The organism is Enterobacter cloacae complex sp. 2024EL-00227 (assembly GCF_043945315.1).
GTDB lineage: Bacteria > Pseudomonadota > Gammaproteobacteria > Enterobacterales > Enterobacteriaceae > Enterobacter > Enterobacter roggenkampii.
The window spans coordinates 48533-74670 of record NZ_JBIMQP010000008.1; the positions used below are offsets into that span (position 1 = coordinate 48533).

The window sequence follows — 26138 nt, forward strand, 5'->3', positions numbered from 1 at the left end:
ATCAGCATCGTCTGACCTGATGTAATGCCCTGATTGACTCAATCGGCATCGGCTGGCTGAACCAGAAACCCTGCAGTTGATCGCAGCCAGCCAGCCGCAGCAGTTTCATTTGTCTTTCGGTTTCGACCCCTTCGGCGACCACCGCCATCCCCAGCGCGTTGGCGATCCGCACCGTGCCGCTCACCAGCGCGGCCGCCTGTTCATCGTGGTCCACCAGCCCGGCCAGCGATTTATCAATCTTGATGGTGTCGAAGTTAAAACGCCGCAAATAGCCAATGCTGGAATAGCCGGTGCCAAAGTCATCCAGCGCCACCGCGGTGCCCAGCGCTTTAAGATTGGCTATCGCCATGCGGGCACGCTCCGGGTTTTCGAGCACATAAGACTCCGTGACCTCCAGCTGCAGTCGGTTGGCAGGGAAATGGGTGGTCTCCAGCACGCTGGCCACTTTATCTTCGAAGGCGGGATCGCGGAATTGTGCGGGAGAAATATTAACGGAAAGCGTTAAGTCACCGTATGGCTGGAGATCCTGACAGGCGCGCTGCAACACAAACTGGCCCAGTTTGTAAATCAGACCGCTCGTCTCCGCGATGGCGATGAAGGTATCCGGGCCCAGCGGCCCTTCCGGGCGACGCGGCCAGCGGACTAACGCTTCGACGCTGCTCATTTTCTGGCTGCGGGCGTCAATAATCGGCTGATACCAGACCTCAAACTCATCGCGCTCCAGACCGTTACGGATCTGATTTTCAATCGCCAGCTTGCGCTCACGGGCGCTGTTCAGCTCGGCGTCGTAGTGGGTGATACGCCCTTTCCCGCTCATTTTGGCATGGTACATGGCAATATCGGCGCGACGAAACAGCTCGGAGCTGGTGCATTCAATCAGGGTTCCGCTGGCGATCCCGATACTGGCCCCGATATGGATGGTGCGTTCCCCCAGCTGAATCGGGGCGGAGAGAGAATCCAGCACCGACACGGCAAAAGCGGTGGCCTGTGTCTCTGCCTTATCACCGCCGATTGTCATGGCAAACTCATCCCCGCCCATACGCGCCAGCATTCCCCCCGGCGGCACGCGTTCACTCAGCGTTTTCGCAATCGCCACGATGAGATCGTCACCCACGCTGTGGCCGTAGATGTCATTCACGTCTTTAAAGCCATCCAGATCGATAAATACCACGCTTTTGACGTCGATATCTCCGCGTAAGCTCACCCGATCCAGCGCCTCGATGAGCGCTCGCCGGTTCGGCAGATGGCTTAGCCAGTCCGTTCTGGCCACCAGACGTGCCTGGCTTTCTCCGCGCGCAAGCTTGTACAGCCCCACGCTGCTCACCAGAATAAAGAGCAGGATCAGGGCCGATGCCAGCACGACAATCTGGGTGATATCAGAGGATGCCGCCCGGGCGGCCTGCGCTCCCGGAAGCCGTGCCTGCCAGTTAAGATAGCCCAGCAGCTCCCCTGCCGAGCTGCGCAGCGGCATACTCAGCTCGTTAATTTTATCCGGCGTAAAGTGCAGGTTATCGATCTGAAAGGTCGACCCCAGGTCGGATAAAATTCTGGCGTTCAGATGACGGGTGATTACCAGATAGCGGCGCGTTCCGTCGGTAACCTGTAATCTTCCGACCATCGGGCGAATCAGCCCAATGCCCACAAAGGCGACGCCGCTTCGCGTTTTGCTGATCCCGGCATAGATATTTTTATCGCCTGATAAGGCGCGCGCGTGCTGAGCAATAAGCGCCTTCAGCCCCTTACCGAAAAAATCGAGATTCGTCTCCTGAAATGGCTGACTTTGAAACGATCCCCAGATGACGTTGAAATGCTCATCAAGCACGAAGGTGCCATCATAGAGGTTGTTGATTTTAAAGCCGGCGCCCCAAGTGTTATACAACCAGTTGGTATCGAGCGTGGGACGGTAGGCCTCACGCACCGCATCGTCCCAGACGGCGTTATCCAGCACCAGCGAGGAGACGCGGTTGACCGATGTCTGAATGGCCCCCTGTACGGAAAGCGCCGCGCGGTGTTCATCAATTTCATTGGTTTTGGTGCTGATAAGATGCAGGGAAAGATAGAGGAGTGCGACGACGGAGATGATTAAGCCGATGCCCGCCATAAAGACCATGGCAAACAACGTTCTCGCGGTGGGAATATTGCGCCAGCTTAATGTGCGATACATCCGCCATCCTCTTCAGGGTTTTGCTTTTCTAAGCGTAATACAGGCAGCGAATTTCGCTGCCTGTAAAGGATGGCTTTATGAGCGTCAGGCGAGTTTTATCATAATCATACCGGCAAGCAGCAAGATGAGTCCCATCCAGCCCTTGTTATTTAAACGCTGACCGAAGAGCACCCAGCCTGCGGCCAGCGTGGCGGCGATACCAAAACCGCCCCACAGCGCATAGGCCACCGACAGGTCAATCCCTTTTACCGCCTGGGACAGCGCGCTGAACGCGCCCAGAACCGCGGCAATCGACATCAGGCCGTAGAGCTTACGGCGAAAACCATCGGAGAATTTCAGCAGAACGTTCGCCAGAATTTCCAGCACGATGGCGAACCCCAGCCAGGCCGCATGAACCCACTCAAACTGTTGCATGGTTCTGCTCCTTCTGCACTTTAGACGGCTTACGGGTACCTGATTTAATCAGCACAATACCCGCGACCAGCGTCGTTAATCCGGCGACCTTCATTGTTGTTAATGTTTCGTCAAATATCAGAACGCTGAACAGCGTAATCAACAAAATACCAATCCCTTCCCACAGGGCATACGCGACGCCCAGCGCAATTTTTTTCACCGCAAATGAGAGGAAAATATAAGAAAGCGAAATCATCACCAGCATCAAAATAAAACCAGTATTGCCATCGCTGACGCTTGCCCACTTCATCGACAGCGTGCCGGTAATTTCAGCAATAATAGCCAGTGCTAATAAAATCCAGTAAAACATGTTTTTCTCCTGCTTGAGAATATAATCCATCGTGGCCCGCTGCGTGCAGCAAACCCAAAAATACGAATTGAAATCAGTCAGCTAAGCGCTTAGCGCCAGCTCAGGCAGAAGAAATGACTAGAGTGCGGTGCGCCAGTGTTGCTCACCAGAAAGCAGGCAGAAAGAGGTGAAGTATACAGCAGTATTGTTTGAAGAGTACGTCCTGAACATATTGTCCATAAAATTACAATTATCCGCGTTGTTGCTTCTCGTCTTTGCGGATGAAAATTGTCCTCGGTAGTTAAACACACCGAATTTGTACCATAAGCCAGGATTTTACTCAAAGTCTTTGCAATTCTTTACCCACCCCGTTTGATTTTGGTTAGTTTATTGCAACGCCTTTCACCTTTATTATAAAAATAACGAAAATTGCGGAGTCACCATGGCTAAACCCATCATTACCCTGAACGGGTTAAAAATTGTCATCATGCTGGGCATGCTGGTGATTATATTGACAGGCGTGCGCTTTGCCGCCGACATTATTGTGCCCTTTATTCTGGCTCTGTTTATTGCGGTGATCCTCAACCCGCTGGTGCAGCGCATGACGCGGCTTCGCATCCCACGCGTGCTGGCCATCACGCTGCTTATCAGCATCATTATTGTGGCGATGGTGCTGCTGGTCGCTTATCTGGGCACCTCGCTCAATGAACTGGCGCGAACGCTGCCGAAATATCGCTCTTCGCTGGCGATCCCCCTCCTGCAGCTGGAGCCCTGGCTGCAGCGCGCGGGGATCGAAGTCTCGGTTGAGGAACTCCTGAAATATATCGACCCCAATGCGGCGATGACGATCGTCACCAGCCTGCTGACGCAGCTTTCCAACGCCATGACCTCTATTTTCCTGCTGTTCTTAACGGTGGTGTTCATGCTGCTGGAGGTGCCCCAGCTGCCGGCAAAGCTGCAGCAGATCATGGTCCGTACGGTTGAAGGAATGGGGGCGATCCAACGCGCGCTGGACAGCGTCTCCCGCTATCTGGTGCTGAAAACGGCCATTAGCCTGGTGACGGGCGTTGTCGTCTGGGTGATGCTTCTGGCGCTGGACGTCCGCTTTGCGTTCGTCTGGGGGTTACTGGCGTTTGCGCTTAACTACATTCCCAACATCGGCTCCGTGCTGGCGGCGATCCCCCCTATTCTTCAGGTGCTGGTTTTCAGCGGGCTTTATGACGCGCTGATCCTGCTGGCCGGATACCTGGTCATCAATCTGGTGTTCGGTAACATACTGGAACCGCGCATGATGGGCCGGGGCCTGGGGCTGTCCACGCTGGTGGTCTTTTTGTCCCTGATATTCTGGGGCTGGCTGCTCGGGCCCGTTGGGATGCTGCTCTCCGTTCCGCTCACCATCATCGTCAAGATTGGTCTGGAGCAGACGGCGGGCGGGCAAAGTATCGCCGTGCTGCTGAGCGATATGAGTCATAAATAGCCGTCATTCTGCCATCGACAGGAGGGGCTTGCGGGTCCTTCCACCTTCACGATAAGCGCTGAGCGCCCTTCGCCACTCCGCCAGCGGGTACACCGTAACGTCGCTGTACTCACTGTCGGGCAACCTCAGCCAGATGCGATCGAACTCCGCGCGCCACGCCTCAACGCTGAGCGCATCCAGACCGTTTCGGATATGGAACCACGCCACGCGCGGCGCAGGCCGCCGCTGTGTGAAGGCTTGCCCGGACAGCAGCCCGTAGCAAACAAACATGCCCGGCTCGGGCATGACGCTGAGGATCGCTTCCGCAAGCGGCCCGCCGGTGGCATCGTAGACGATATCGCTGCGTGCGGCGACGGCGCCGATTCTGTGCGCGTCATGCTGCGCGACAGGCGCGATCCCCATCGCCTCCAGCCGTTCAGCATGCACGGCGGAACGGTGAATGCCGAACACCGCTTCCGCCCCCGCCTGACGCGCCCACTGCCCCAGCAGGATGGCGCAATCGGATCCTGCAGCCGTGAGCAAGACCCGCTTTCCGCGCGGCGGGTAGCGGGTCAGCATCATCTGCGCCGCCAGCGGGTTGATGTAGGCCCGCGCGGCCAGGCGCGAGTCGACAGCGTCCGGAACGGGTATCGCATACTCTGCCGGGCAGTCCACATAGCGCTGCCAGGTGCCCTGACCGCGCAGCGGCAGGACGCGCTTACCCACCAGATGCTTAAACGAGGCGGGCGCCCCGGTGACAACCCCGACACCTTCATACCCCGCGACGGCGGGTAACGGGGTTCTGTGGCGATAGGCACCGGTGATGGGGATAAGATCGGACGCGTTGACCGGAGAAAACAGCATCCGCACGCGGAGCTGTCCGGGCGCAAGCGCGCCCAGCGGCGCGTTTTCAGGTTGCAGAACAGATTCTGGCTCGCCAAACCGGCGATACCAGAGGGCCAGGTTTTCCATTACGATCTCAAGGCTGATAGCGGAACTACTCGCGCCAGCCCATTGCCGGTGCGACATGTTTGAGAATAGACTCAATCACGTGCGCATTATAATCCACCCCCAGCTGGTTCGGTACGGTCAGTAAGAGCGTATCCGCCTCGGCAATCGCCTCGTCTTTTTTCAGCTGTTCAACCAGCTTGTCCGGCTCCGCGGCATAGCTGCGCCCGAAGATGGCGCGCGTTTTCTCATCAAGATAACCCACGCTATCGCTGTCGTTGCGGCTGGCACCGAAATACATCCGGTCACGGTCGTCCATCAGCGCAAAAATACTCCGGCTAACCGACACGCGCGGCTCGCGCGTATGCCCTGCGTCTTTCCAGGCCTGACGGTACGCGCGGATCTGTTTTGCCTGCTGAATATGGAACGGCTCGCCGGTTTCATCGTCCTTCAGCGTTGAGCTTTGCAGGTTCATGCCCAGTTTTGCCGCCCATACCGCCGTCGCATTAGAACCCGCGCCCCACCAGATACGCTCGCGCAGCCCTTCTGAATAAGGCTCCAGACGCAGCAGCCCCGGTGGATTGGGGAACATTGGCTGCGGGTTCGGTTTGGCAAACCCTTCCCCACGCAGCACCTCAAGCAGCACCTCGGTATGACGACGCGCCATATCCGACTCGTTTTCCCCTTCCTGCGGGACATAGCCGAAATGCCGCCAGCCATCAATAACCTGCTCCGGTGAGCCCCGGCTGATGCCCAGCTGCAGGCGACCGCCGGAAATCAGATCCGCCGCGCCCGCATCTTCGGCCATGTACATCGGATTTTCATAGCGCATGTCGATTACGCCGGTGCCAATTTCGATGGTTTTTGTTTTTGCCCCTATAGCGGCCAGCAGAGGGAACGGCGAGCTAAGCTGTCGGGCGAAGTGGTGCACGCGGAAATAGGCGCCGTCTGCCCCCAGCTCTTCAGCCGCCACGGCTAAATCGATGGACTGCAGCAGCGTATCGGCCGCCGAGCGCGTGCCGGACTGCGGTGAAGGCGTCCAGTGACCAAAGGATAAAAATCCGATCTTTTTCATAACCCTGTGTCCTGATAATGCGTTGCGTTCTGTCCACTTTACGCATTACCCGGTAAGAATAAATGCCGTTTATTTAACGGAATGGTTCAAATAAATTGACATAACTGACGGGTTCGTCACGACGCAACGTTATGGGATATACTCTTCCCCACTCTTTTCATGGCAGGTAAAACCGGCAATGGCTTTGATCCCCAAAAACTACGCGCGGCTGGAAAGCGGCTATCGCGAAAAAGCATTAAAAATTTATCCATGGGTGTGTGGACGCTGCTCGCGCGAGTTTGTCTATTCCAATCTGCGTGAACTCACGGTTCACCATATCGATCACGACCATACCAACAACCCGGAAGATGGCAGCAACTGGGAGCTGTTGTGCCTGTTTTGCCACGATCACGAGCATTCGAAATACACCGAAGCAGATCAGTACGGCACCACCGTGGTGGCCGGGGAAGACGCGCAAAAAGACGTGGGCGTCGCCACGTTTAACCCGTTTGCCGATTTAAAGGCGATGATGGATAAGAAGAAGTAATCCTCTCGCCCCCTCGCTCACATCATGATCCGCGAATTTAGAATGTCCAGGTGATTGCGGCGGTTGCAGACCCCTCATTGCGCCGCATCACAATCGGGCTATCATTGGCATGGTCGCCAAGCCAGGTATAGTCCGCGCTGAGGACAGTTCCCCAGTGAGCATCGAACTGATGGCTCCAGGTCAGGCTGGTGTCGACGCCGTAAAATCCACCCGGCGCAGCATAGCGGCGATAGCCGGTGCGGCGGCTCTGCTGCTCGCTGACCCCATACCAGGTATTCAGGTAACGGCTGTCGCCAAACAGGGCCGCAGACTGAAAGGCTATCGTGTCCTGGTTATTTTGTACCGGGATCAGCGTAACGGAGGCCTGATAGCTTGCCCCCTGACTGTCGGTTAACGGCAGCGTCGCTTTGCCTTCCATGCTCAGCCATGGCGCAGCCTGCCAGCCGACGGCAAGGCCGGTATTCAGGGTGGCATCAATATCCCCCATCCCTTTCAGGTTGTTTGCCCCCTCGCGCCAGCCAGAATTTTTATCAGCCCTTCCGGGGTCGTAGCCCAGCGTGTGTTCGAAATACCAGCCGCTGTCGTTTTGCAGGTCATATCCCACCCCTTTTTGTGCATCAACAAAGAAAGCGCCTTTGCGTCCCTGCAGCACAGGAACCACCTGCCACACCTGCTTGTCTGAGCCTGAGTAACGCGGGGCATATTGCCCTCCCAGCCCGACGGTTAAGGAATCAGACGCGGTGTCATCATCCGCCTGCGCGGCGGATGCCACGACCATCAGAAGCGGGACGGACATATACAGGACTTTATTTATCGCTATCATACTGCTCTCCTTACAGACGCTGGCGTCTCCTGAGACACGAACAGCCACACAATGTTGGCGCAGTATGATTTGGCTGAATCAATGAATCGTCGGGATAGTGTTAAGAAATGGTCAAGGTGAACGGATGTTATCCAGAAGAGTGCTGATTATTGAAGATGACGCCGACGCGGCTGGCGTGCTCGAAGCCTATTTACGGCGTGAAAATTACGACGTGACCATTACCGGGGACGGTCTTTCCGGCCTGGATATGGCGCAGCGGTGGAAGCCCGACCTCATCCTGCTGGATGTAATGCTGCCGGGACTTAACGGCACCGAGGTGCTGGCGGGCCTGCGTCGTAAAAGCGATGTGCCGGTGATCATGGTCACGGCCATGGGGGATACTCCCGATCGCATTGGCGCCCTGCGTTACGGTGCCGATGATTACGTTGTGAAGCCTTATCATCCGGGCGAAGTGGTAGCGCGGGTGCAGGCGGTGCTGCGGCGCAGCAGTAAAAAAGAGACAGAGGAAAAGATCCTTCGCTGGCAAACGCTGGCGGTGGATGTCGCCGCCATTGTGGCGTGCGTGGACAACGGCGACGACGCGCCTGTGATGCTCGATCTTACGCCAACGGAATTCTCGCTTCTGGCAACGCTGCTGCGCTCGCCTGCGCACCCGTTCTCCCGCCAGTATTTACTGGAACACTGTTTGCCGGAAAGCGAGGCGCTGGAGCGCGTGGTGGACACCCATATTTATAACCTGCGTAAAAAACTCGAGGCCGTGGGTATTTCCGGCGTGCTGATCAACGTGCGCGGCGTGGGTTACAGGTTCAGACAGCCATGATAAAAAACCGGCACGCCTCTCTGTGGCGCTGGATTTGCGCGCGCATCCTGGCGCTGGCTATCGGCAGCGTAATCGTCATTGCCACCTGCATGTGGCTGCGCTATGCGGTACAGAACTACTGGATCATGGGCAGGATGCCGCCGGCAGTCCGGCAGGAGTTTCTTACGCTCAGCCAGAACCCGCAGGCCAATCCGGCCCGCTTCCACACGATTGTGGATACCTGGTGGGGCCTGAGCTATTCCACGCCGTCCATCGCCTCAGCGGACTGGGTCACGGTGGCCCTGCTGGTGCTGGTGATGATCCCGTTTATTGTGGTGATGGGGCTCAAACACGCCCGCCCGCTGGCGCTGCAGTTCAGCCGCCTTCGCGATGCGGCAAAGGATGTCGCCGAAGGGCAGTTTGGCCGTCAGGCAGAGCTCATCAAGGATGCACCGGCAGAAATGGTCAGCTTTGCGGCGGACTTTAACTCCATGACGGGGCAACTGGCCCGCTATGAGAAAGCGCTCCGCGCCTCGCACGTCGCGATGGCGCACGAGCTGCGCTCGCCCCTGACGGCCGCCATCGGGCGTCTGCAGGGCATGTTAGACGGCGTGTTTGATGCCAGCCCGGCGCAGCTGGGCATGGTGATGAAACAGCTCCAGCACCTCAACCGCCTCACCGATGAGCTCCACCTTCTCTCTTTGGCAGACGCGGGTAACCTTGTGCTGGAGGACCAGCCGTTCTGTCTGGATGAGCTGATTCACGAGCGGGCTGCCTGGATCATGCCCCAGGCGGATGCGCATCATTTCAGGATAACGCTGCGTAACCCGCACACCAGCCCCTTCCGGGGCGATGCGTTCCGTATGGGGCAGGTCGTTACTATCCTCATGGAAAATGCGCTACGTTACGGACGCGAAGGCGGCCACCTTGAGGTGGCGCTGCATTACGCCAGCGGGCATTACATCCTCGAATTCACCGATGACGGGCCAGGCGTGTCGCCCCAGTTCTTACCGGAAATGTTTAAACGCTTTAGCCGCGAGGAACAGTCCCGCGCGCGGCATTCCGGCGGCAGCGGCCTCGGTTTGTCCATCGCCCGCGCGATTTGCGAGGCGCATGGGGGTGAGATTAGCGCGTCATTACCGGAAACCGGCGGCCTTGCGGTGCGCATTTTGTTGCCCTGGCATCCGTCTGATAATGAAAATCTCCCCTCTTGATAAAGCCTTGACAGAACATCGAATCTTTCTCGACGTAGCGCGCATTTAATAACGCCATTCCCTTTATGGAGCGGCGTTATGTCAGACGAATTTTTTCTCTCCCTCCGCCACTGCCTGCATCATTTGTACGGCGTGGCGCGCACCCTTTCCTGGCTGCATTTTCTTCCCCTGGCCCTGCTTGCGCTGGCGATTTTTCCGCTGACCGGCTGCGGTGATAAACACGAAAACAAACCTGATCCAGTGCGTAAGGTACGCTACGTCGTCGTTGGCTCCGCCCAATCCCTTCCCGCGCTGGAAAGAACCGGTGAGATCCATGCCCACGATGAAACGACCCTGAGCTTTCGCACCGGAGGCCGGATACTGACGCGTAGCGTTGATATTGGCGACCGGGTCACTGCCGGACAGCTGCTGGCCACGCTTGATAATACGACCGGGCAAAACCAGCTCGACAGCGCAGCGGCCGACTATGAAGGCGCCAAAGCCTCTGCCCAGGTCGCCGCGCTTAACGTCAGTCGCATGCAAAAGCTTATGCCAACGGGCGCGATAGCCCGCACGCAGCTCGACAGCGCCCGGGCTGACTGGCTTGTCGCCCGCGCGCGCTTAAAAAGCAGCGAGGCCGCATGGCGAAATGCCCGCGAAAGTCTCGGCTGGACGCGCCTGATCGCCCCACAAGCGGGCGTCATCACGGCCGTGAGCGCCTCTGCGGGACAGGTTGTCAGCGACGGCCAGTCCGTGCTGACGCTGGCGACCGGGGAAGCCCGCGACGTGGCGTTTGATATTGCCGCGCCCGATGCGATCCCGCCTCTGGATAAGGCGGTTTTGCAGGTTTCCCTGCTCAGCGACCCGTCGGTGCAGGCGTCTGCCGCACTGCGGGATATCACCCCGCAGGCCGATCCTCAGACCCGCACGTGGCTCGTCAGAGCCACCCTGCAAAACCCGCCGGAGGCCATGGCGCTGGGCGCCAGCGTCACCGTGACGTTGCCCTCCGCCGCCCCGCACGGGTACGCGCTTCCCGCGTCGGCGCTGACCCGAGCCAGCGACAAACCGGCGGTTTTTGTGATTACCCCGCAGTCGCGGACACAGCTGCGCGTGGTGATACCCGTCGGCTATACGGCCTCCTCCGTCATGATTGCCTCCGGCCTTGAGCCAGGCGAGCGGGTGATTACGGCAGGCGTGAGCACATTACGACCCGGCGAGCCGGTGATGGCCGGAGAGGTTCAGCCATGAATACAGGATCGGAAGCCCAATTTAACCTCTCCGCCTGGGCGCTTAAGAACCAGCAGATGGTCAGCTTTTTCATGCTGCTGGTGATTGCGATGGGCGTGTTCTGCTATGAGAAGCTGCCGCGTAACGAAGATCCGGCATTCACCATTAAAACGGCCGTCGTCTCCGCACAGTGGCCGGGAGCCTCCGTGACGGATACCACCCGCCTGCTGACCGATACGCTTGAAAAAAAGCTGCAGGAAACGCCCTGGCTGGACTATCTCGAAAGTGAAACCCGTGCCGGACGCACCGTTATCCACGTTAACCTCCGTGACGATACGCCCCCGCAACGCGTGCCCGATATCTGGTATCAGGTTCGCAAAAAAATGCAGGACATCGCGCCGTCCCTGCCCGAAGGGGTGCAGGGTCCTGCCGTGGATGACGAGTTTGACGACACGTTCGGCACAATTTACGCCTTTATTCCCGAAGGCTTCACGTTGCGGGAGGTGCGGGATCGCGCAGAGACAATACGGCGCGAGCTCATGTCCCTGCCGGATATGGGCAAAACCACCCTGCTGGGCGAACAGCAGGAGCAGTGGGTTCTCGCCTTTTCTCCGGCGCGCCTGGCCGGTATGGGGCTGGATATTCAGGACGTTGCCGACGCCCTCCGGGCGCAAAACGCCGTTGTCCCGGCAGGAACGATGCGTACCGGGCAGGAGAACATGGCGATAAAGGTCAGCGGGGCGCTCACCACCGAAGAGAGTTTGCGCGCCGTCACGCTGCACGTTAACAATCGCTATATTCCGCTGACCGACATTGCCACCGTCACCCGGGAAATCGCCGAGCCACCGGCCCCGGCCTACCGGGTGAACGGCAAACCGGCTATCGGGCTGGCGGTGTCGATGGCGCCGACAGGCAACATGCTGCGTTTCGGTGCTGCGCTTAACGCAAAAATGGCGGCCCTCAGCGCCGGGCTGCCGCACGGTATCGAGATGGTGAAAGTCGCCGATCAGTCAGCGGTGGTGAGTGAAGCGGTAAGCGGGTTTATCCGGGTACTTATCGAAGCCGTTGTTATCGTGCTGGCGGTTTCATTTGTCTCGCTGGGTTTGCGGGCCGGACTGGTGGTGGCGACGGCCATTCCGCTGGTGCTCGCCATGACGTTTGTCGGCATGATGCTCGCCGGTATTGGCCTTCAGCGTATCTCGCTCGGGGCGCTGATCATTGCCCTGGGCCTGCTGGTGGATGACGCCATGATCGCCGTCGAAACGATGGTCTCCCGACTGGAAGCGGGGGATTCCCGCCGACACGCGGCCACCTATGCATTCAAAACGACGGCCTTCCCGATGCTCACCGGTACTCTGGTCATGATTGCCGGTTTTATTCCCGTTGGTTTTGCGGCCTCCAGCGCCGGTGAATACTGCTTCTCCCTGTTTGCGGTGGTGCTCATCGCCCTGCTCTGCTCCTGGGCCGTCGCGATCCTGTTTTCGCCGCTAACGGGCACGTGGCTGCTGCCGGAAAAAGTCAGACATCACGCGGCAGGACCGGGACGGATCGCGCGCGGGTATGGACGGCTTTTACGCCTGGCGCTCCGCCACCGGCTCGCTACCGTACTGATTGCGCTTGCCGCGCTGGGGCTGTCAGCGTACGGCACGACGTTTATGCAGGGCGAGTTTTTCCCCGCCTCGGACCGGCCCGAGTTGCTGGTCAGCCTGACGCTTCCGGCCAACGCGTCGCAGCCGGAAACGCTCAGAGAGGTGGAAAAGCTGGAAAAAGCGCTGGCCGACAACAGCAATATCGATCGCTTTTCGACGTACGTTGGCTCAGGCGCCGTCCGTTTTTACCTGCCGATGGACGTGCTGCTGGAAAATGAAAATATCGCCCAGATGGTTGTGGTCGCGAAGGATCTTGCGGCGCGGGATCGTCTGCACGCACAGCTCAACACGATCCTGGCGACGCAATTTAGCGACATCATCACCCGCGTGTCGCCCCTTGAGCTGGGGCCTCCCGTCGGCTGGCCCATCAAATACCGGGTGAGCGGGCCGGATTATCTGCAGGTCCGGGCGCTTGCGAACCGTCTCACGGACGCGATTGGCCGCTCCCCGTTCTCACGCGACGTTAACCAGACGGCCGGAGAGCCGGAGAGGGTCATCACCCTTAAGGTGAATCAGACGGCGGCCAGAGCGGCGGGAATATCGTCAGAAAGCCTCGCCCGCACGCTGAACACCGTCTGGTCCGGCAGCGTTGTCACGTCCATCAGAGATAATGACCGCCTTGTCGACGTGGTGCTGCGGGCCACGGACGATGCACGTCACAGCACCGCCACCCTCTCCTCGCTCACGATTCAGGGGAATGACGGTAAAAAAATTCCGCTCAGCGCCGTCGCAACGCCGGTCTGGGGCGTGGACGATCCGGTCATCTGGCGCCGCCAGCGCGTGCCCTTTATCACGGTGCAAACCGACCTCGCCCCGGGGCTGAGGGCTGAAGCGGTATCCGCCGCGCTGCGTCCGGCGGTGGATAAACTGCGCGCGAGCCTGCCCGCAGGTTACAGCATTGAAGAAGGCGGCGCGGTTGCCGAATCGGATAAGGGGAACAGCTCCGTCTTTACCGTTCTTCCGGTGACGCTGGTCATCATGCTGTTGCTGCTGATGCTTCAGCTGCGGCGATATTCCCGGATGCTGCTGGCGCTCCTGATGGCCCCGTTTGGTTTACCGGGGATCGTGCTGGCTATGCTGCCTGGCGGCACGCCGATGGGGTTTGTTGCGCTGCTGGGCGTCATCGCCCTGGCGGGGATGATCGTGCGTAACGCGGTAATATTGATTAGCGAGGTTGACAGCAATCTTGCTCAGGGGATGGCAAATGATGCCGCGATTATGGCGGCCGCGGAGCACAGGGTCAGACCCATCTGTCTGACCGCCTGCGCCGCCATTCTGGGGATGATCCCCATCTCTCACCAGGTTTTCTGGGGTCCAATGGCCTATGCCATTATCGGCGGGCTGCTGGCTGCGACGCTGGTGACGCTGACCGTGTTACCCGCGTCGTTTAGCCTGCTGTTACAGTGGGGGGCTCAGCGCAAAGCCGCAGCCGACGGGCCGGGCTGAGTCCCCATCTTTCTCCGATTACGCGGCGGTCAGCGCAAAACGGTCTTTCAGTACATGGCGGATGTCCTCCTCCGCCAGCTGCCGCGTTTCAGTGCCGTTCGCCGTGATGGTTTTCAGCATATCGCCCAGCAAAATCTGGCGTCCTTCCGGGCTGTGCTGCACCACCACCCGCTTCTGCACAAAAATAGCATCAGGATGCGTGGAGTTAAGGTAGTTGGCCGGAACGAAATCAATCCACTCCTGGGGCGTGAGATCGAAGCCGTATTGTCGGGCCCATTCGCCTTCAACCTTCGCCTCAAGCAAATACTCGCCCTCCGCGCTGCGGCTCAGGCGAAACGTGTCGAAATCCTGCGTGATATCCACGTCAAGCGTGTCCAGCGCCATTGGCGCGCGGATGCCGTAGCTGCCGAACCCGAGATCGCAAAGCCACTGGCGGCTCTCCACCTCGGCGATGAGCGCCATATGGGTTTTCGGACGCCGCGCGGGGTAGAACATCGGGCGCGCCGCCACGAAACGGTAAGGAATGCCAAGTGCTTCCAGCGCCATGGCAAAAAGCCCGTTAACCTCATAGCAGTACCCGCCGCGCCCTTTCTTTAACACCTTCTCGGCAATGTCGTCTGGTGCCAGCGAGACAATTTTCCCCGCCTGCACGTCCAGATTTTCAAAGGGAACGGAAAAGAGCTGATGACGCATCAGCGCATGAAGGGTGGACGTATCGGCCGCCGCCGGTCCGGTGTAGTTTATGCGTTTGAAATACGTGGAAATGTCGAAATTATCGCTGTGCATAATGCCTCCTTGTCCTGAACATGCCGGACACTATAGATGGCGCACATCATTGGCTGTATAGTCAGTTTTATCGAAAATTAGCCTGAACAGATACCCATGTCTGCCCCCACCCCACACTATCGCCGGATTGCTGAGCGTCTGCGCCTCACGCTCTCTTCAGGCGCATTGCGAGTCGGTGACCGGATGATCTCCGCGCGTAAACTGGCCGAACGCGAGCACGTGAGCCTTCCGACGGCGCTGGAGGCCCTTCGCTGCCTTGAGGCTGAAGGGCTGATCGTTGCGCGACCGCGTTCAGGTTATTACATCCGCCAGATCAGCCTCCCTCCGCGCGCGGAGCCCGCGCGTTCCACGCCGGGCCCGGTGCCCGTGACTATGTCCGCCGTGGCCCGGTCGCTGTTCAGCAGTGCAGAAGCCCGCCTGATCCCGCTGGGCGCCGCCCTGCCCGATCCCGCGTGGCTGCCCGGGGAGGCGCTACAGCGAGCGTTACACTCCGTCGGCCGTCGTCTGGACGCGCATGGGCAGAGCTACAGCCTGCCGCCGGGAAGGCGTGATTTACGAAGCAAGATTGCGGCGCGTGCTGCGCAGTGGGGAGCCCGTTTCGGCGCGGACGATCTCATTATCACCGCGGGCGCGACGCAGGCGCTGCGCCTGGCCCTGCGGGCCGTGTGTCAGCCAGGTGATGTGGTGGCGGTGGAGCAGCCCGCCTACTTTGGCACGCTCCTGCTGCTGGAGGATTTAGGCCTGAAGGCGTTAGAAATCCCCACCGATCCTGCTGAAGGTCTGTTACTGGAACCGCTGGCTGACGCCATCCGCTGCCACCGTCCCGCGGCCGTTCTGGCCTCGCCCACCGTGCAAAACCCATTGGGTGCCAGCATGCCCGTCGCGCGCAAGCAGGAACTGGTTGCTCTGCTTGAAGAAGCCGGTATTCCTCTGATTGAGGACGACGTTTACGGTGACCTGGTCGGTGACGGGCAACGTCCTCCGGCCTGCAAAGCCTTCGACCAGAGCGGGAATGTGATTTACTGCAGCTCCCTGTCAAAAACGCTTGCACCGGGGTGGCGAATCGGCTGGATTGCCGCCGGACGCTATTACCCGCAGGTCTTGCAGGCCCGCATGGCCGGAGACTGGGCCGGCGCGCCGCTGCTGGAAGCCGCGACGAGCGAGATGCTGGCAAACGGCGACTACGACCGTCACCTGCGGCGGCTAAAGCGGCGGATCGCAGAGGGAATCGCCGCCGTCGTGGCGCGGATCAAGGCCAGTTTTCCCCCCGGTACCCGCGTAAACGTCCCCGAAGCTGGCTTTCTGCTGTGGGTCGAACTTCCTCCGCAGGTCAACGCGCTGGAGGTGCATCGCCGCGCGCTGGCGTGGGGTATTGGCGTCAGCCCCGGCCCCCTGTTTTCCCCTGGCGCAGAACTCACGCACTTTCTGCGGCTAAACTGTGCAAACGAACCGACGCCCCGCCTGCTCAATGCCGTGGAGCAGATTGGTGCGCTATGCCATGAGCTGGCCGCTTTCACACCAGACTCTCCAGCCATTCGGTAAATACCCGCACTTTGCGGGAGAGATGACGGTGTGGGTAGAGCAGTGACAGTTTGCGGTCCGGCGAGCGATATTCAGGCAGGACCTCAACCAGCAGGCCGCGGTCAATGTAAGGCTGGAGAAAGAGATTCATTCCCTGCATTACCCCCAGCCCGGCCAGACCTGCCGCGATGTAGGCCTCGGAGTTATCCACCACGAGCTTACCGGGTAGCGCGATCTCCGCAACGCCCTCTGGCGTGGTAAACGTCCACGGCTGAACGTGCCTGCTGCTGTTGTTAATCCAGTTAATCGCCTGATGCTTGCGTAAATCCTCCAGCGTTTCTGGCGTACCGTGTTCAGCCAGCCAGGCCGGGCTGGCGCAGGTCGTGATTTTAATGTTCCCGATTTTACGCGCGATATAGTCGCCGTCGTCCAGCTCGCCCACCCGCAGCACGCAGTCCAGGCCGTCCCGCAGCATATCCCGACGGCGGTCAGAGCTGCTCAGGATGATGTCGATATCAGGATGCTGACGATAAAAATCAGGCAGGTTGGGTATCACCCGCAGCGCCGCAAAAGAGATGGGCATATCCACACGCAGCTGGCCGTGTATCGGTCGATCGGCGCCAAACGACTCCAGTAATTCGTCCGCCTGCGCCAGCAGAGGTTTACTGCGGCGATAAAAGGCTTCCCCATCCGGCGTCAGGCTAATCCGACGCGTGGTGCGCTGCAGGAGCCGCGTGCCGCTGTGTTGTTCCAGAAGCTGCAGCGCTTTGGTCACTGCCGGGCGATGGACCTGCAGATTCTCTGCCGCCTGGGTAAGGCTCCCCGAGTCGACAATTTCAATAAAAATCCGAATAGATTCAAAGAGGTTTATTTGCATAAGGGATGTCTTGCCGCGAGCGGGAGAAAATGATTGTTATTAATTTTATAACAGTGATGAATGTTTTTGGCTATTTTTCCTAACAATCTTCCTCTCTACACTCTCCCTCATTCAAACGTAAGGGAGAGTCTGCTATGAAAAATAACCGTATCTGTCAGATCCTGGGTATCGAAAAGCCCGTTATTCAGGGACCGTTATCCTGGCTTACTGATGCCCGTTTAGTGGCCGCGGTCAGCAATGCCGGAGGACTCGGCGTGCTGGGCCCCAACGCCGGTTTAACCGCCGATACCGCGGTCTCCACGCCGGAAGAGACCGCCGAAAAAATGCGGGAAGAAATTCGGAAAACCAAACAGCTGACCGAAAAACCCTTCGGCGTGAACCTGATCCCCACCGCCGTTAATGACGTCTGGACCGGGCCAATTCTTAAGGTGGTAAAAGAGGAAGGCGTCAGGGCCGTGGTGTATACGGGCTACGGGGAAGGCAGCATTATTCCCGCGCTGTTTAGTGAGTTAAAAGAGGCAGGTATCGCCATTATCTACCGCGACATCAATCCCACGCCGGAAAACACCCTTCTGGCTGAAGAGATGGGGGCAGACATCATCGTCGCCACCGGTTTTGACGAGGGTGGGACGCTACCCGCGACGGCGCTGGGTACCTTTTCCATCGTGCCGCTGATTGCCGACGCCGTGAAGCACGTCCCGGTGATGGCGGCGGGCGGTATAACCGACAATCGCACCGCCAGAGCGGCGCATGCGCTAGGGGCGGAAGGCGTGTTTGCCGGCTCGGTGTTTATCAGTACCGAAGAAAGCCGCGTGCCGCAGGGGGTCAAAGAGAAAATTGTTGCCGCCAACGGCCTGGACCTGCTGCTTTTCCGCACCGTCCCCCACTACTATCGTTCTCTCCCCGGCAAGCTGGCGGAAAAACTGGCGGCGATGGATAAAGCTGGCGCAAGCAACGAAGCGCTGGGCAAGGCGATGGGCGGATTACGGGGCCTGCGCCTGGGCATGCTGGAAAATAATACCGATGAAGGGTATATCGCGCTCGGCACGGGGATCGGGAATATCCGCAGCGTGAAAAGCGTGGCCGAGGTTGTCAATGCGTTAACGGTTGAGTAAGCCCTTAACCCTGATGCTATGGACGCTGCACAGGAGCAGCGTCCGCAAACCGTCTGCGGTCCTTTTTCATAGATTGAGGATTGCGCGTTCTTTAACCACAGCGTCAGGATTGGCACGTTTTACCGCTGCCAGAAAAGCCGTGAAGTTATGATTCCAGAGGGTAAGATTGTTATAAAACTGCACCTGCTTTTCATTAACACCGTCGCGGTAAATAACAATCCAGACCCGTCTGCTGTTTATCTCTGTATTCCCCGGTCTGATTTTAATGATGTTAGCCAGCGCAATTTTACGGGTGACGTTGTTTTTAACTTCATATAAAAACTGGTCATCATAAAACCAGGTTTTACCTCCATTCCCGCCAAATATTGAGGGACTGGCAGAGATCTTTTTCATCCCGTTACGGTCTGAAATGATACGTTTTGCCTGGCGAATGCGTCTGACCAAAAAGCTTAACAGAATGAGAAGCGCAATGAGGGGCAGAGCGACTGATATCATTTTTAGACTTTCGTGCATATCCCTGCCCCACAATACATTCATTTTAACGCGTGAGTATAACGCGCCGATCGTTGATGACAACAACCCTTACGGTCAGGGAATAATCCGCGCGGCTCTCAACTGCGCAAACAGGTGGAAAAACATCTCATCCGTCGCCTGCATTTGCGTAAAGCCCGCCCTGCGCAGCTTGCTCCCGTCACCAAACATGTCGTAATTCCAGCTAAAGACAAAATCGGCAAACCGCCCGTCGCTCAGCTGCAGAATATCCGCTTCCACCAGCCGCTCTCCGGCAAGCTCGCGCCATACGCCGCGATAGTCCGTAAACAGCTGATGAAATGACAGCCTCACCGGCGGTGCAGAGTCCAGGTCAAACCAGCGTGCGATGCGCGGCCAGAGCTCGCTCCAGCGCCAGATATCGCCATTATTCACGTTGAACGCCTGATTCTGTGCCGCAGGTGACGCGGCGGCCCACAGCGTTGCCTCGGCCAGCAGCCCGGCGTCGGTATGGTCAACGATACTGTGCCAGGTCTGTTCCGAACCGGGAAAACGCAACGGTAAACCCAGCGCCTTGCACAGGGAGGCGTACAGGGCAATGCTCAGCGCAAGGTTCATGGCATTGCCCGGTACCGCACTCCCTACCACGCCCGGCCTGATGGCATTCCAGTGCCAGCGCTTTCCCCGCTGAAACTGGCTGAGCCACGCAAGCTGCGCGGCGTTAAATTCGGCACCCGGTACGACGGGATCGCTTTCGCGCGCCGGGGTTTTAAACGGCCCCAGATGCGCGCCGTAGACCTTGTACCCCTGCATCAGGCTTACCGTCTGCAAAGGTGCCGTTTTTTCGAGGATGCTGACTAGATTACGCAGCATGGTGACGTTCGGCTCAACCATGTCTTCCCAGTTCGCCGCGTTCGCCCAGGCGCTGTAAAAGAGATGGGTGGCACCGTCCAGGGAGCGCAGCGCCCGGGCGCTGTCCTTTTCATCCAGTAAATCGATCTTGACCATCGGAATGCCGTCAGGATGCGACCCGGCATGGCGGCTAAGGCCGATCACCTGCCACTGATGGTGCAGGAGCGTGTTGACCATCTGTCTGCCGACAATGCCGCTGGCGCCCGCGACCAGAGCGACGTTGTGTTGCTGCCTATTATTCATGGTATTTCTCCGGAAAGGGTGACAGACGCAGTGTGATATATTATTTTTTCTGGAGATATCCCATGAAACCGATGGCACTTATAAGCAAAATCATTAAATGAATAATAAGCTCAATGCCATTTCTACCTTTCTGCGCGTCGCTGAAGCGGGCTCGTTTTCAGCGGCTGCCCGTCAGACCGGTATTAAGCAGTCCGCCGTCAGTCAACAGATCGCGGCGCTTGAGGAAGAGCTTGGCGTGGTACTGCTGCACCGTACGACGCGTACGATGAAGCTGACCGAACAAGGGGAACGCTACCGGCGTGATATGCAGCTCGTGCTGGACGCCATGGGGGAAGCGGAGAGGCGTTTACATCCTGTCGATCATAGCGTTCAGGGACGCGTCCATGTCCAGTTGCCGAGCGGCCTGGGGCAGATCATTTTGCCGCATCTGCTGGCGCTACAGCGCCTGCATCCCGAACTGCAGCTGATGCTTTCCCTGGATGACCGCCTTGCCGATCTGGTGGCGGAGGGCGTGGATGTCGCGATACGGCTGAGCAGCGAGCCTCCGCAGGCGCACGCGGCTCGCGTGCTGGGGCGTATTGAAGCTGCACTGTTTGCCGCTCCCGGCTTTCAGGCGGTACACGCGGTCAGCGAACTGGCGACGCTCCCACACGTGCGGTTCAGCGGCATTCCGCTGGATGCTCCCCTGCGCCTGATGTCTGACGCGGAGACGGTCGAGGTCAACGTGAATACCGTTTTCCGTGCCAACACCAGCGACGCGCTGCTGCAGGCGCTGGAATCCGGCATGGGTATCGGCGGCATGCAGCGACCGCTCGTGGCCAGGGCTCTGCAGGCGGGCACGCTGGTACCGGTGCTGCCCGACTGGCGGTTACCCGATCGCTTCCTCTATGCCGTTTATCCTGATGCCCGCTTTATTCCGCAGCGCGTCAGAAAGGTCGTCAGCGTGATTGAGCAATTACTGCCTGAGATCGCGACCCACAACGCCACAAAATAACCGCCTTTTACCTCGCCACCGGTAAATCCGCGTACCGCGTCGTATAGGCCGGTGACAACATTTCCCGCTTCATGGCCCACGGTTTCTCAATCCCCTGCCCGGCGAACCATATCTTCCCTTTGCCGGAGTGATTGACGCTGTCGATCATCTCCATCAGCGCCGCGCTGTTGGCGCGCAGGCGATTGTCGTCAAACAGGTTAAGCTGAGCGACACCGCTGCTGAAAAAGTCCGCCAGCATGACCCCAGCCTTCATATAGCGATACCCGTCGAGCCATATCCGCCCCAGCGCCTCCGTGGCGGCACGGATGATATCCCGCGAGTCATTGGTGGGCGTCATCAGGGTGACCGAAGCCTGATTACCGTAATAAATTTCGTTGTCCGCATGCGGGCTGGTGCGCACAAACACGCTGATAAAACGACAGTATTGATGCTCGCCGCGCAGTTTCTCTGCGGCGCGTTCCGCGTAGGCGCAAATCGCCTGGTGCATCTCTTCATATTGCGTAATGCGATGACCAAACGAACGGCTACAGATGATTTGCTGCTTCGTGGGGGTGTACTCTTCCAGGTCAAGACAGGGCTCGCCGCGAAGCTCGCGCGCCGTACGCTCCAGCACCACGTTAAAATGTTTGCGAATGACCCACGAGGAGGCCTCCGCCAGCTCCAGCGCCGTGGTAATCCCCATCGCGTTCAGTTTTTTCGTGATGCGCCGCCCTACGCCCCATACCTCCTCTACCGGAACCTTTGCCAGCAGTTTACGCTGCCGCTCGCGGCCCGACAGATCGACCACGCCGCCGGTACTGGCCCACCGTTTCGCCGCATAGTTGGCCAGCTTTGCCAGCGTTTTTGTCGGGGCAATGCCGACGCCAACGGTTAAACCCGTGTTTTTAAAGACCTGCGTGCGCATCTGGTGTCCGAACGCGTCCAGCGACATGCAGTTACCGATCCCTGAAACGTTCACGAACGCCTCGTCAATCGAGTAAATTTCTATGGCCGGAGCCAGATCCGTCAGCGTCTGCATCACCCGACTGCTGAGGTCGGCATACAGCGCATAGTTCGAACTGAAGACGTAAACCCTCGCCGGAAAAAGCTTCTCTTTGAATTTAAAATAGGGCTCACCCATTTTTATGCCGAACTGCTTTGCCTCCCGCGAGAGTGAAATGATGCAGCCGTCGTTGTTGGACACCACCACGATGGGCTTCCCCTCCAGATCGGGGCGGAATACCTTCTCGCAGGAGGCATAGAAGCTGTTCACATCAACCAGCGCGAACATGTTTATGCGTTTTAAGCGTGTGGGTGACGACGCCGAAGATCTGCAGCTCCTCTTCGGACTGAAAGGTAATCGGCTGATAGCGGGCGTTATGTGGCAACAGCCTCAGCACCGGGCGCGTCTGTAGCTCTTTCACCGTAAACTCACCGGCGACCGACGCCACGACGATATCCCCATGTTCGGCATTTAACGAGCGGTCAACCACCAGCAGATCGCCGTCGCCAATCCCCGCGCCAATCATGGAGTCTCCACTCACCTTGATAAAATAGGTCGCACTGGGGTGCCTCACTGCCAGCCGGTTAAGATCGAGACGATCCTCCACATAATCCTGCGCCGGGCTGGGAAACCCACAGGCAACACGTTCTAAAAACAAAGGTAGTTCAATGATTTGTTTTGGTTGATAAGAAAAGAGAGTGTCCATGATGCCTTTCTCGCCATATACTGTATATAAATACAGTATTACGGATTATGGTCAGGGATCAAGGTCATTTCCGGAAGCGAACCCAAACGCGTTGAAGTGTCAGAAGATTTAAAACGCGCAAAGCCCGGAAGCACATGTCGGGCTTTGCGCCTGTGACGATCAGTCCATCAGCGTATTCAATGTTTCCAGCGCGTCAGGCGGCAGCTGCAGTTCTCCCGCCGCGAGGTTTTGCCGCAGATGCGCCACGGAAGAGGTGCCCGGGATCAGCAGGATATTCGGAGAACGCTGCAGCAGCCATGCCAGCGCAACCTGCATTGCCGTGACGCCCAGTGAATCCGCGACAGCCTTCAGCCCGGACGATTGCAGCGGCGTAAAGCCGCCCAGTGGGAAGAACGGCACATACGCGATCCCCTGCTGCGCAAGCAGATCCACCAGCGCATCGTCACCCCGGTTCACAATGTTGTACATGTTCTGCACGCACACCACCGGCACCATCTTCTGCGCTTCCGCGACCTGGGTGGCCGTGACGTTGCTCAAACCAATATGCCGCACCAGCCCCTGCTGCTGTAATTCTGCCAGGGTGGAGAGCGGTTCAGCAATCGACCCTTCCGCTGGCCCGTGCGCGCTAAACATAATTCGCAGATTCACCACGTCCAGCACGTCCAGCTGCAGATTACGCAGGTTGTCATGCACCGCCTGCGTCAGCTCCTGCGCGGAAAAGGCCGGCAGCCAGGCGCCTTTGTCGTTGCGACGGGCGCCAATCTTGGTGACGATCGTCAGATCGTCCCGGTAAGGATGAAGCGCCTCGCGGATCAGCTGGTTGGTGACATGAGGGCCATAAAAATCACTGGTATCAATGTGGTTCACCCCCGCCGCCACGGCCTCGCGTAACACGTCCAGCGCGGCCTGCTTATCCTTCGGCGGCCCAAAGACGCCCGGCCCGGCCAGCTGCATCGCGCCGTAGCCCAGCCGTTTCACCGTCCGCGTCCCGAGCGCGTATGTCCCGCTTTTATCAATGCTGCTCATGTTGACCTTCCTCATAAAAATGATCCGGATTTACAACAGGTTCCCAAAAGGGCCCCTTAGTTAAGCGCGAGTTAATTAAAGTTTACATTCTCTACGACGATAGTAATGAAGTAACCCTGCATCTTCTCTAACGGACGACCGCTATGCTGAAAAATCTGCACGTGATTACCGGTATTATCTTTGCCCTCACCATATTCTGCCTGCTGCAAGTTGTCACGGGAGGGTTGTTCTACTCTGCCGTCAGTAACGATCGCCATAACTTCCAGAACTCCGGCGTGCTCAATGCCCAGCAGGAAAGCCTGAGCGACAGCGTGAACACGCTGGTGAAAACGCGCGTCACCGTCACCCGCGTGGCGATCCGCTACCTGAAAAACCAGCGTGACCCGGCTTCCCTGGCGGCGATCAATAAACTGCTGGGCACCGCAGGCGACTCGCTGGCAAAAGCCGAAGCCTATAACAAAGAGTGGCAGAAACTGCCGCAGGTTAAGGGCCAGGAGGCGGCATTGACCGACGAGATGCAGAAATCCTGGAACCAGATGCACGAAGTCATGCGTTTATCGATTGAGTATCTGCGCGCCGACAACTATCAGGCCTATGGCGATCTGGATGCGCAGCAGGCGCAGGACGATATGGAAGCGGTCTATAACCGCTGGCGCGCCGAAAACAACACCCTGCTGAAGGCCGCAACCGAAGAGAACCAGAGCAGCTTCACGCAGATGCAGTGGACGCTGGCGGCAATTCTGCTGGCCGTTATCGCGGTTCTGGTGGTCATCTGGCAGGGTTTACAGCACCTGCTGTTAAAACCACTCCACTCCATTATGAACCATATTCGCGCCATTGCAGGGGGCGACCTGACGCAGGAGATCGCTATCTCGGGCCGCAATGAGATGGGTCAGCTGGCCGCGGGCCTGCATGAGATGCAGCAGTCGCTGGTGACCACCGTCAGCGCCGTACGCGGAAGTACCGATTCCATCTACACCGGCGCAGGCGAAATTGCCGCAGGAAGCAACGATCTTTCCGCCCGCACCGAGCAGCAGGCCGCCTCGCTCGAAGAGACCGCCGCCAGCATGGAAGAGCTGACCGCGACGGTTAAACAGAACTCCGATAACGCCCGTCAGGCCACGCTGCTGGCGAAAAACGCCTCTGAAACGGCCGCGCGCGGCGGTCACGTCGTGGATAACGTGGTTCGCACCATGAACGAGATCGCCGACAGTTCGCAGCAAATTGCGCATATTACCGGCGTGATTGACAGCATCGCGTTCCAGACGAACATTCTGGCGCTTAACGCCGCGGTGGAAGCGGCACGCGCCGGGGAACAGGGACGTGGTTTTGCGGTTGTCGCAGGCGAGGTCCGGACCCTGGCGAGCCGCAGCGCACAGGCGGCGAAAGAGATCAAAGGGCTTATCGAGAACTCCGTCAGCCGGGTGAATACCGGTTCTGAGCAGGTTAGCGAGGCAGGCACCACCATGAAGGAAATCGTCGCCGCCGTGACCCGCGTGACCGATATCATGGGCGAGATTTCCTCTGCCTCTGACGAGCAGAGCCGCGGCATTGAGCAGGTGAGCCTGGCCGTTTCGCAGATGGACAGCGTGACGCAGCAAAACGCCGCGCTGGTGCAGGAGTCCGCCACGGCGGCAGCGGCGCTGGAAGATCAATCCGAACAGCTGCGCCAGGCGGTGGCCGCGTTTCGTCTGAACGGCAAAGAAAAAGCGGTAGCTCCACGTCCGGCCAGCGTGAAAACGCCTCAGATGTTGCGCCCGGCAACCGCAAACGCCGCCACCGACAGCAACTGGGAAACCTTCTGAATCACCGGCGGGCGAGGAAATCGCCCGCTAGCGGCTGCGCTTGGCGTGCCGCTCCCAGTTCTCCTGTTTTGCTTCATCGGATTTACGCAGTGAAACGTAGCATGCCCCGCTGCCGCCGTGATGCGGCAGCGCCACGCAGAAGGCCTGCACTTCCTCGAACTCGGTTAACCAGCGCGCCAGATAGCTGCGCACCACATTAGGATGCGAGTTCTGCTCGCGCCCTTTTCCGTGAATGATAATCAGATTGCGTAACCCGTCACGTCCGGCCTGGCGAATAAAAGAATAGAGCATCTGACGGCAGCGTTCGGCGGGCTGACGCAGGAGGTTTAAGCTGGCCTGGCGGGCATATTTACCCGATCGCAGCTTCTCGATAACGCCCTGCTGCACCCCTTCGCGCCGGAACGCCAGCGGCTCTTCAAGGGGCAGAAGGTCAAGAAAATCCAGCGTCAGGAAGTTATCCAGCTGTTCACAATCCACCTCCTGGCGCGCCCGCGTATTGCGGCTGGGCTGCCAGTGAATATCCGGGCCACGCTTCAGCGGCTGGACATCTTCCATGGCGTCAAGAAAAAAGGATTTGTCGTCAGGGTTCATGGATATCCTCCGGCTACAACTGAGGACGGTACTATACCTGCGC

The 26138-nt window shown here is 58.6% G+C and carries 24 protein-coding genes; 10 read left to right on the plus strand and 14 right to left on the minus strand.

Translation table 11 applies throughout. The features are described from left to right. Position 1: 1 nt before the first annotated feature. The 3 genes from ACHH0Z_RS14960 to mdtJ form a co-directional block, all read right to left on the minus strand. Entirely contained in the window at positions 2–2164 is a 2163-nt protein-coding gene (locus ACHH0Z_RS14960) for a bifunctional diguanylate cyclase/phosphodiesterase (protein WP_023292589.1), read from the minus strand. Between the two features lie 84 nt (positions 2165–2248). Beyond that, positions 2249–2578 (minus strand): multidrug/spermidine efflux SMR transporter subunit MdtI, encoded by a 330-nt coding sequence (gene mdtI / locus ACHH0Z_RS14965; protein WP_008502462.1) that lies wholly within the window; start codon positions 2576–2578, stop codon positions 2249–2251. Next, on the minus strand, positions 2565–2927 hold the full coding sequence (mdtJ, locus tag ACHH0Z_RS14970) for a multidrug/spermidine efflux SMR transporter subunit MdtJ (protein ID WP_008502463.1): 363 nt from the start codon (positions 2925–2927) through the stop codon (positions 2565–2567). The genes mdtI and mdtJ overlap by 14 nt, the downstream gene beginning before the upstream one ends. A 421-nt stretch (positions 2928–3348) precedes the next feature. On the opposite strand from mdtJ, the gene ACHH0Z_RS14975 reads away from it, so the two are divergent. Next, positions 3349–4383 carry an AI-2E family transporter gene (locus ACHH0Z_RS14975; protein WP_395149543.1) on the plus strand — a complete coding sequence of 345 codons (1035 nt, stop codon included), beginning with the start codon at positions 3349–3351 and terminating at the stop codon, positions 4381–4383. Positions 4384–4386: 3 nt separating this feature from the next. Here the strand turns inward: ACHH0Z_RS14975 and ACHH0Z_RS14980 are convergent, their stop codons facing one another. Both ACHH0Z_RS14980 and ACHH0Z_RS14985 read right to left on the minus strand, forming a co-directional pair. Then, positions 4387–5334, minus strand: coding sequence for a zinc-dependent alcohol dehydrogenase family protein (locus ACHH0Z_RS14980; RefSeq protein WP_045408276.1), 948 nt, complete (start codon positions 5332–5334; stop codon positions 4387–4389). 25 nt (positions 5335–5359) lie between these two features. Continuing rightward, positions 5360–6385, minus strand: coding sequence for an LLM class flavin-dependent oxidoreductase (locus tag ACHH0Z_RS14985; protein ID WP_008500518.1), 1026 nt, complete (start codon positions 6383–6385; stop codon positions 5360–5362). Between the two features lie 178 nt (positions 6386–6563). Between ACHH0Z_RS14985 and yajD the strand changes: the two genes are divergently transcribed. After that, the gene (gene yajD / locus ACHH0Z_RS14990) at positions 6564–6911 is read left to right on the plus strand and encodes an HNH nuclease YajD (RefSeq protein WP_003857471.1); all 348 of its coding nucleotides are present in this window, start codon (positions 6564–6566) and stop codon (positions 6909–6911) included. 37 nt (positions 6912–6948) lie between these two features. On the opposite strand, the gene ACHH0Z_RS14995 is transcribed toward yajD, so the two are convergent. Further along, positions 6949–7734, minus strand: a complete 786-nt coding sequence (locus tag ACHH0Z_RS14995; protein WP_021241176.1) for a MipA/OmpV family protein — start codon at positions 7732–7734, stop codon at positions 6949–6951. Positions 7735–7858: 124 nt separating this feature from the next. Between ACHH0Z_RS14995 and ACHH0Z_RS15000 the strand changes: the two genes are divergently transcribed. The 4 genes from ACHH0Z_RS15000 (at position 7859) to ACHH0Z_RS15015 (ending at position 14048) form a co-directional block, all read left to right on the plus strand. Further along, the gene (locus ACHH0Z_RS15000; RefSeq protein ID WP_008500520.1) at positions 7859–8554 is read left to right on the plus strand and encodes a response regulator; all 696 of its coding nucleotides are present in this window, start codon (positions 7859–7861) and stop codon (positions 8552–8554) included. Next, entirely contained in the window at positions 8551–9747 is a 1197-nt protein-coding gene (locus ACHH0Z_RS15005) for a cell wall metabolism sensor histidine kinase WalK (protein ID WP_045408274.1), read from the plus strand. The genes ACHH0Z_RS15000 and ACHH0Z_RS15005 overlap by 4 nt, the downstream gene beginning before the upstream one ends. Positions 9748–9825: 78 nt before the next feature. Then, positions 9826–10974: an efflux RND transporter periplasmic adaptor subunit gene (locus tag ACHH0Z_RS15010; protein WP_045408272.1), complete on the plus strand. Its 1149-nt coding sequence runs from the start codon at positions 9826–9828 to the stop codon at positions 10972–10974. Further along, positions 10971–14048 carry an efflux RND transporter permease subunit gene (locus tag ACHH0Z_RS15015; protein WP_045408270.1) on the plus strand — a complete coding sequence of 1026 codons (3078 nt, stop codon included), beginning with the start codon at positions 10971–10973 and terminating at the stop codon, positions 14046–14048. Before ACHH0Z_RS15010 ends, ACHH0Z_RS15015 begins: the two co-directional genes overlap by 4 nt. Positions 14049–14066: 18 nt before the next feature. On the opposite strand, the gene ACHH0Z_RS15020 is transcribed toward ACHH0Z_RS15015, so the two are convergent. Beyond that, positions 14067–14834 carry an arylamine N-acetyltransferase gene (locus ACHH0Z_RS15020; protein ID WP_045408268.1) on the minus strand — a complete coding sequence of 256 codons (768 nt, stop codon included), beginning with the start codon at positions 14832–14834 and terminating at the stop codon, positions 14067–14069. A 96-nt stretch (positions 14835–14930) separates the two neighbouring features. Here ACHH0Z_RS15020 and ACHH0Z_RS15025 point away from each other — a divergent pair, with 96 nt between their 5' ends. Continuing rightward, positions 14931–16376, plus strand: coding sequence for a PLP-dependent aminotransferase family protein (locus ACHH0Z_RS15025; protein ID WP_045408265.1), 1446 nt, complete (start codon positions 14931–14933; stop codon positions 16374–16376). Here the strand turns inward: ACHH0Z_RS15025 and ACHH0Z_RS15030 are convergent. After that, positions 16348–17232: a LysR family transcriptional regulator gene (locus tag ACHH0Z_RS15030; RefSeq protein ID WP_023292599.1), complete on the minus strand. Its 885-nt coding sequence runs from the start codon at positions 17230–17232 to the stop codon at positions 16348–16350. The genes ACHH0Z_RS15025 and ACHH0Z_RS15030 overlap by 29 nt on opposite strands. A gap of 134 nt (positions 17233–17366) precedes the next feature. Here ACHH0Z_RS15030 and ACHH0Z_RS15035 point away from each other — a divergent pair, with 134 nt between their 5' ends. Next, positions 17367–18347, plus strand: a complete 981-nt coding sequence (locus ACHH0Z_RS15035; protein WP_045408262.1) for a nitronate monooxygenase family protein — start codon at positions 17367–17369, stop codon at positions 18345–18347. A 66-nt stretch (positions 18348–18413) separates the two neighbouring features. Here the strand turns inward: ACHH0Z_RS15035 and ACHH0Z_RS15040 are convergent, their stop codons facing one another. Together ACHH0Z_RS15040 and ACHH0Z_RS15045 are read right to left on the minus strand one after the other, a co-directional pair. Beyond that, positions 18414–18860, minus strand: coding sequence for a hypothetical protein (locus ACHH0Z_RS15040; RefSeq protein ID WP_045408259.1), 447 nt, complete (start codon positions 18858–18860; stop codon positions 18414–18416). 75 nt (positions 18861–18935) lie between these two features. Beyond that, positions 18936–19991: an SDR family oxidoreductase gene (locus ACHH0Z_RS15045; protein WP_021241166.1), complete on the minus strand. Its 1056-nt coding sequence runs from the start codon at positions 19989–19991 to the stop codon at positions 18936–18938. 97 nt (positions 19992–20088) lie between these two features. Here ACHH0Z_RS15045 and ACHH0Z_RS15050 point away from each other — a divergent pair, with 97 nt between their 5' ends. Continuing rightward, positions 20089–20985 (plus strand): LysR family transcriptional regulator, encoded by an 897-nt coding sequence (locus ACHH0Z_RS15050; protein WP_045408257.1) that lies wholly within the window; start codon positions 20089–20091, stop codon positions 20983–20985. A 7-nt stretch (positions 20986–20992) separates the two neighbouring features. Here the strand turns inward: ACHH0Z_RS15050 and umuC are convergent, their stop codons facing one another. The 3 genes from umuC to ACHH0Z_RS15065 all read right to left on the minus strand — a co-directional run bounded on the left by umuC (position 20993) and on the right by ACHH0Z_RS15065 (position 23699). Beyond that, entirely contained in the window at positions 20993–22255 is a 1263-nt protein-coding gene (umuC, locus tag ACHH0Z_RS15055) for a translesion error-prone DNA polymerase V subunit UmuC (RefSeq protein ID WP_008500531.1), read from the minus strand. Next, on the minus strand, positions 22239–22673 hold the full coding sequence (gene umuD, locus ACHH0Z_RS15060; RefSeq protein WP_008500532.1) for a translesion error-prone DNA polymerase V autoproteolytic subunit: 435 nt from the start codon (positions 22671–22673) through the stop codon (positions 22239–22241). The genes umuC and umuD overlap by 17 nt, the downstream gene beginning before the upstream one ends. A gap of 159 nt (positions 22674–22832) precedes the next feature. Then, positions 22833–23699: an aldo/keto reductase family oxidoreductase gene (locus ACHH0Z_RS15065; protein WP_039025407.1), complete on the minus strand. Its 867-nt coding sequence runs from the start codon at positions 23697–23699 to the stop codon at positions 22833–22835. A gap of 143 nt (positions 23700–23842) precedes the next feature. Between ACHH0Z_RS15065 and ACHH0Z_RS15070 the strand changes: the two genes are divergently transcribed. Further along, positions 23843–25504 carry a methyl-accepting chemotaxis protein gene (locus tag ACHH0Z_RS15070; protein ID WP_045408254.1) on the plus strand — a complete coding sequence of 554 codons (1662 nt, stop codon included), beginning with the start codon at positions 23843–23845 and terminating at the stop codon, positions 25502–25504. A gap of 27 nt (positions 25505–25531) precedes the next feature. On the opposite strand, the gene smrA is transcribed toward ACHH0Z_RS15070, so the two are convergent. Beyond that, positions 25532–26095: a DNA endonuclease SmrA gene (gene smrA / locus ACHH0Z_RS15075; RefSeq protein WP_008500535.1), complete on the minus strand. Its 564-nt coding sequence runs from the start codon at positions 26093–26095 to the stop codon at positions 25532–25534. Between the last annotated feature and the right edge of the window lie 43 nt (positions 26096–26138).

Coding starts and splice junctions, on each gene's coding strand:
- ACHH0Z_RS15040 (WP_045408259.1), bottom strand. CDS start 18,860: ATGCACGAAAGTCTAAAAATGATATCAGTCGCTCTGCCCCTCATTGCG.
- ACHH0Z_RS15010 (WP_045408272.1), top strand. CDS start 9,826: ATGTCAGACGAATTTTTTCTCTCCCTCCGCCACTGCCTGCATCATTTG.
- ACHH0Z_RS14980 (WP_045408276.1), bottom strand. CDS start 5,334: ATGGAAAACCTGGCCCTCTGGTATCGCCGGTTTGGCGAGCCAGAATCT.
- ACHH0Z_RS15005 (WP_045408274.1), top strand. CDS start 8,551: ATGATAAAAAACCGGCACGCCTCTCTGTGGCGCTGGATTTGCGCGCGC.
- ACHH0Z_RS15050 (WP_045408257.1), top strand. CDS start 20,089: ATGAATAATAAGCTCAATGCCATTTCTACCTTTCTGCGCGTCGCTGAA.
- ACHH0Z_RS15020 (WP_045408268.1), bottom strand. CDS start 14,834: ATGCACAGCGATAATTTCGACATTTCCACGTATTTCAAACGCATAAAC.
- ACHH0Z_RS14985 (WP_008500518.1), bottom strand. CDS start 6,385: ATGAAAAAGATCGGATTTTTATCCTTTGGTCACTGGACGCCTTCACCG.
- smrA (WP_008500535.1), bottom strand. CDS start 26,095: ATGAACCCTGACGACAAATCCTTTTTTCTTGACGCCATGGAAGATGTC.
- ACHH0Z_RS15070 (WP_045408254.1), top strand. CDS start 23,843: ATGCTGAAAAATCTGCACGTGATTACCGGTATTATCTTTGCCCTCACC.
- ACHH0Z_RS15035 (WP_045408262.1), top strand. CDS start 17,367: ATGAAAAATAACCGTATCTGTCAGATCCTGGGTATCGAAAAGCCCGTT.
- mdtI (WP_008502462.1), bottom strand. CDS start 2,578: ATGCAACAGTTTGAGTGGGTTCATGCGGCCTGGCTGGGGTTCGCCATC.
- ACHH0Z_RS15045 (WP_021241166.1), bottom strand. CDS start 19,991: ATGAATAATAGGCAGCAACACAACGTCGCTCTGGTCGCGGGCGCCAGC.
- ACHH0Z_RS14995 (WP_021241176.1), bottom strand. CDS start 7,734: ATGATAGCGATAAATAAAGTCCTGTATATGTCCGTCCCGCTTCTGATG.
- ACHH0Z_RS15025 (WP_045408265.1), top strand. CDS start 14,931: ATGTCTGCCCCCACCCCACACTATCGCCGGATTGCTGAGCGTCTGCGC.
- ACHH0Z_RS15030 (WP_023292599.1), bottom strand. CDS start 17,232: ATGCAAATAAACCTCTTTGAATCTATTCGGATTTTTATTGAAATTGTC.
- ACHH0Z_RS15065 (WP_039025407.1), bottom strand. CDS start 23,699: ATGAGCAGCATTGATAAAAGCGGGACATACGCGCTCGGGACGCGGACG.
- umuD (WP_008500532.1), bottom strand. CDS start 22,673: ATGGACACTCTCTTTTCTTATCAACCAAAACAAATCATTGAACTACCT.
- mdtJ (WP_008502463.1), bottom strand. CDS start 2,927: ATGTTTTACTGGATTTTATTAGCACTGGCTATTATTGCTGAAATTACC.
- ACHH0Z_RS15015 (WP_045408270.1), top strand. CDS start 10,971: ATGAATACAGGATCGGAAGCCCAATTTAACCTCTCCGCCTGGGCGCTT.
- ACHH0Z_RS15000 (WP_008500520.1), top strand. CDS start 7,859: ATGTTATCCAGAAGAGTGCTGATTATTGAAGATGACGCCGACGCGGCT.
- ACHH0Z_RS14960 (WP_023292589.1), bottom strand. CDS start 2,164: ATGTATCGCACATTAAGCTGGCGCAATATTCCCACCGCGAGAACGTTG.
- umuC (WP_008500531.1), bottom strand. CDS start 22,255: ATGTTCGCGCTGGTTGATGTGAACAGCTTCTATGCCTCCTGCGAGAAG.
- yajD (WP_003857471.1), top strand. CDS start 6,564: ATGGCTTTGATCCCCAAAAACTACGCGCGGCTGGAAAGCGGCTATCGC.
- ACHH0Z_RS14975 (WP_395149543.1), top strand. CDS start 3,349: ATGGCTAAACCCATCATTACCCTGAACGGGTTAAAAATTGTCATCATG.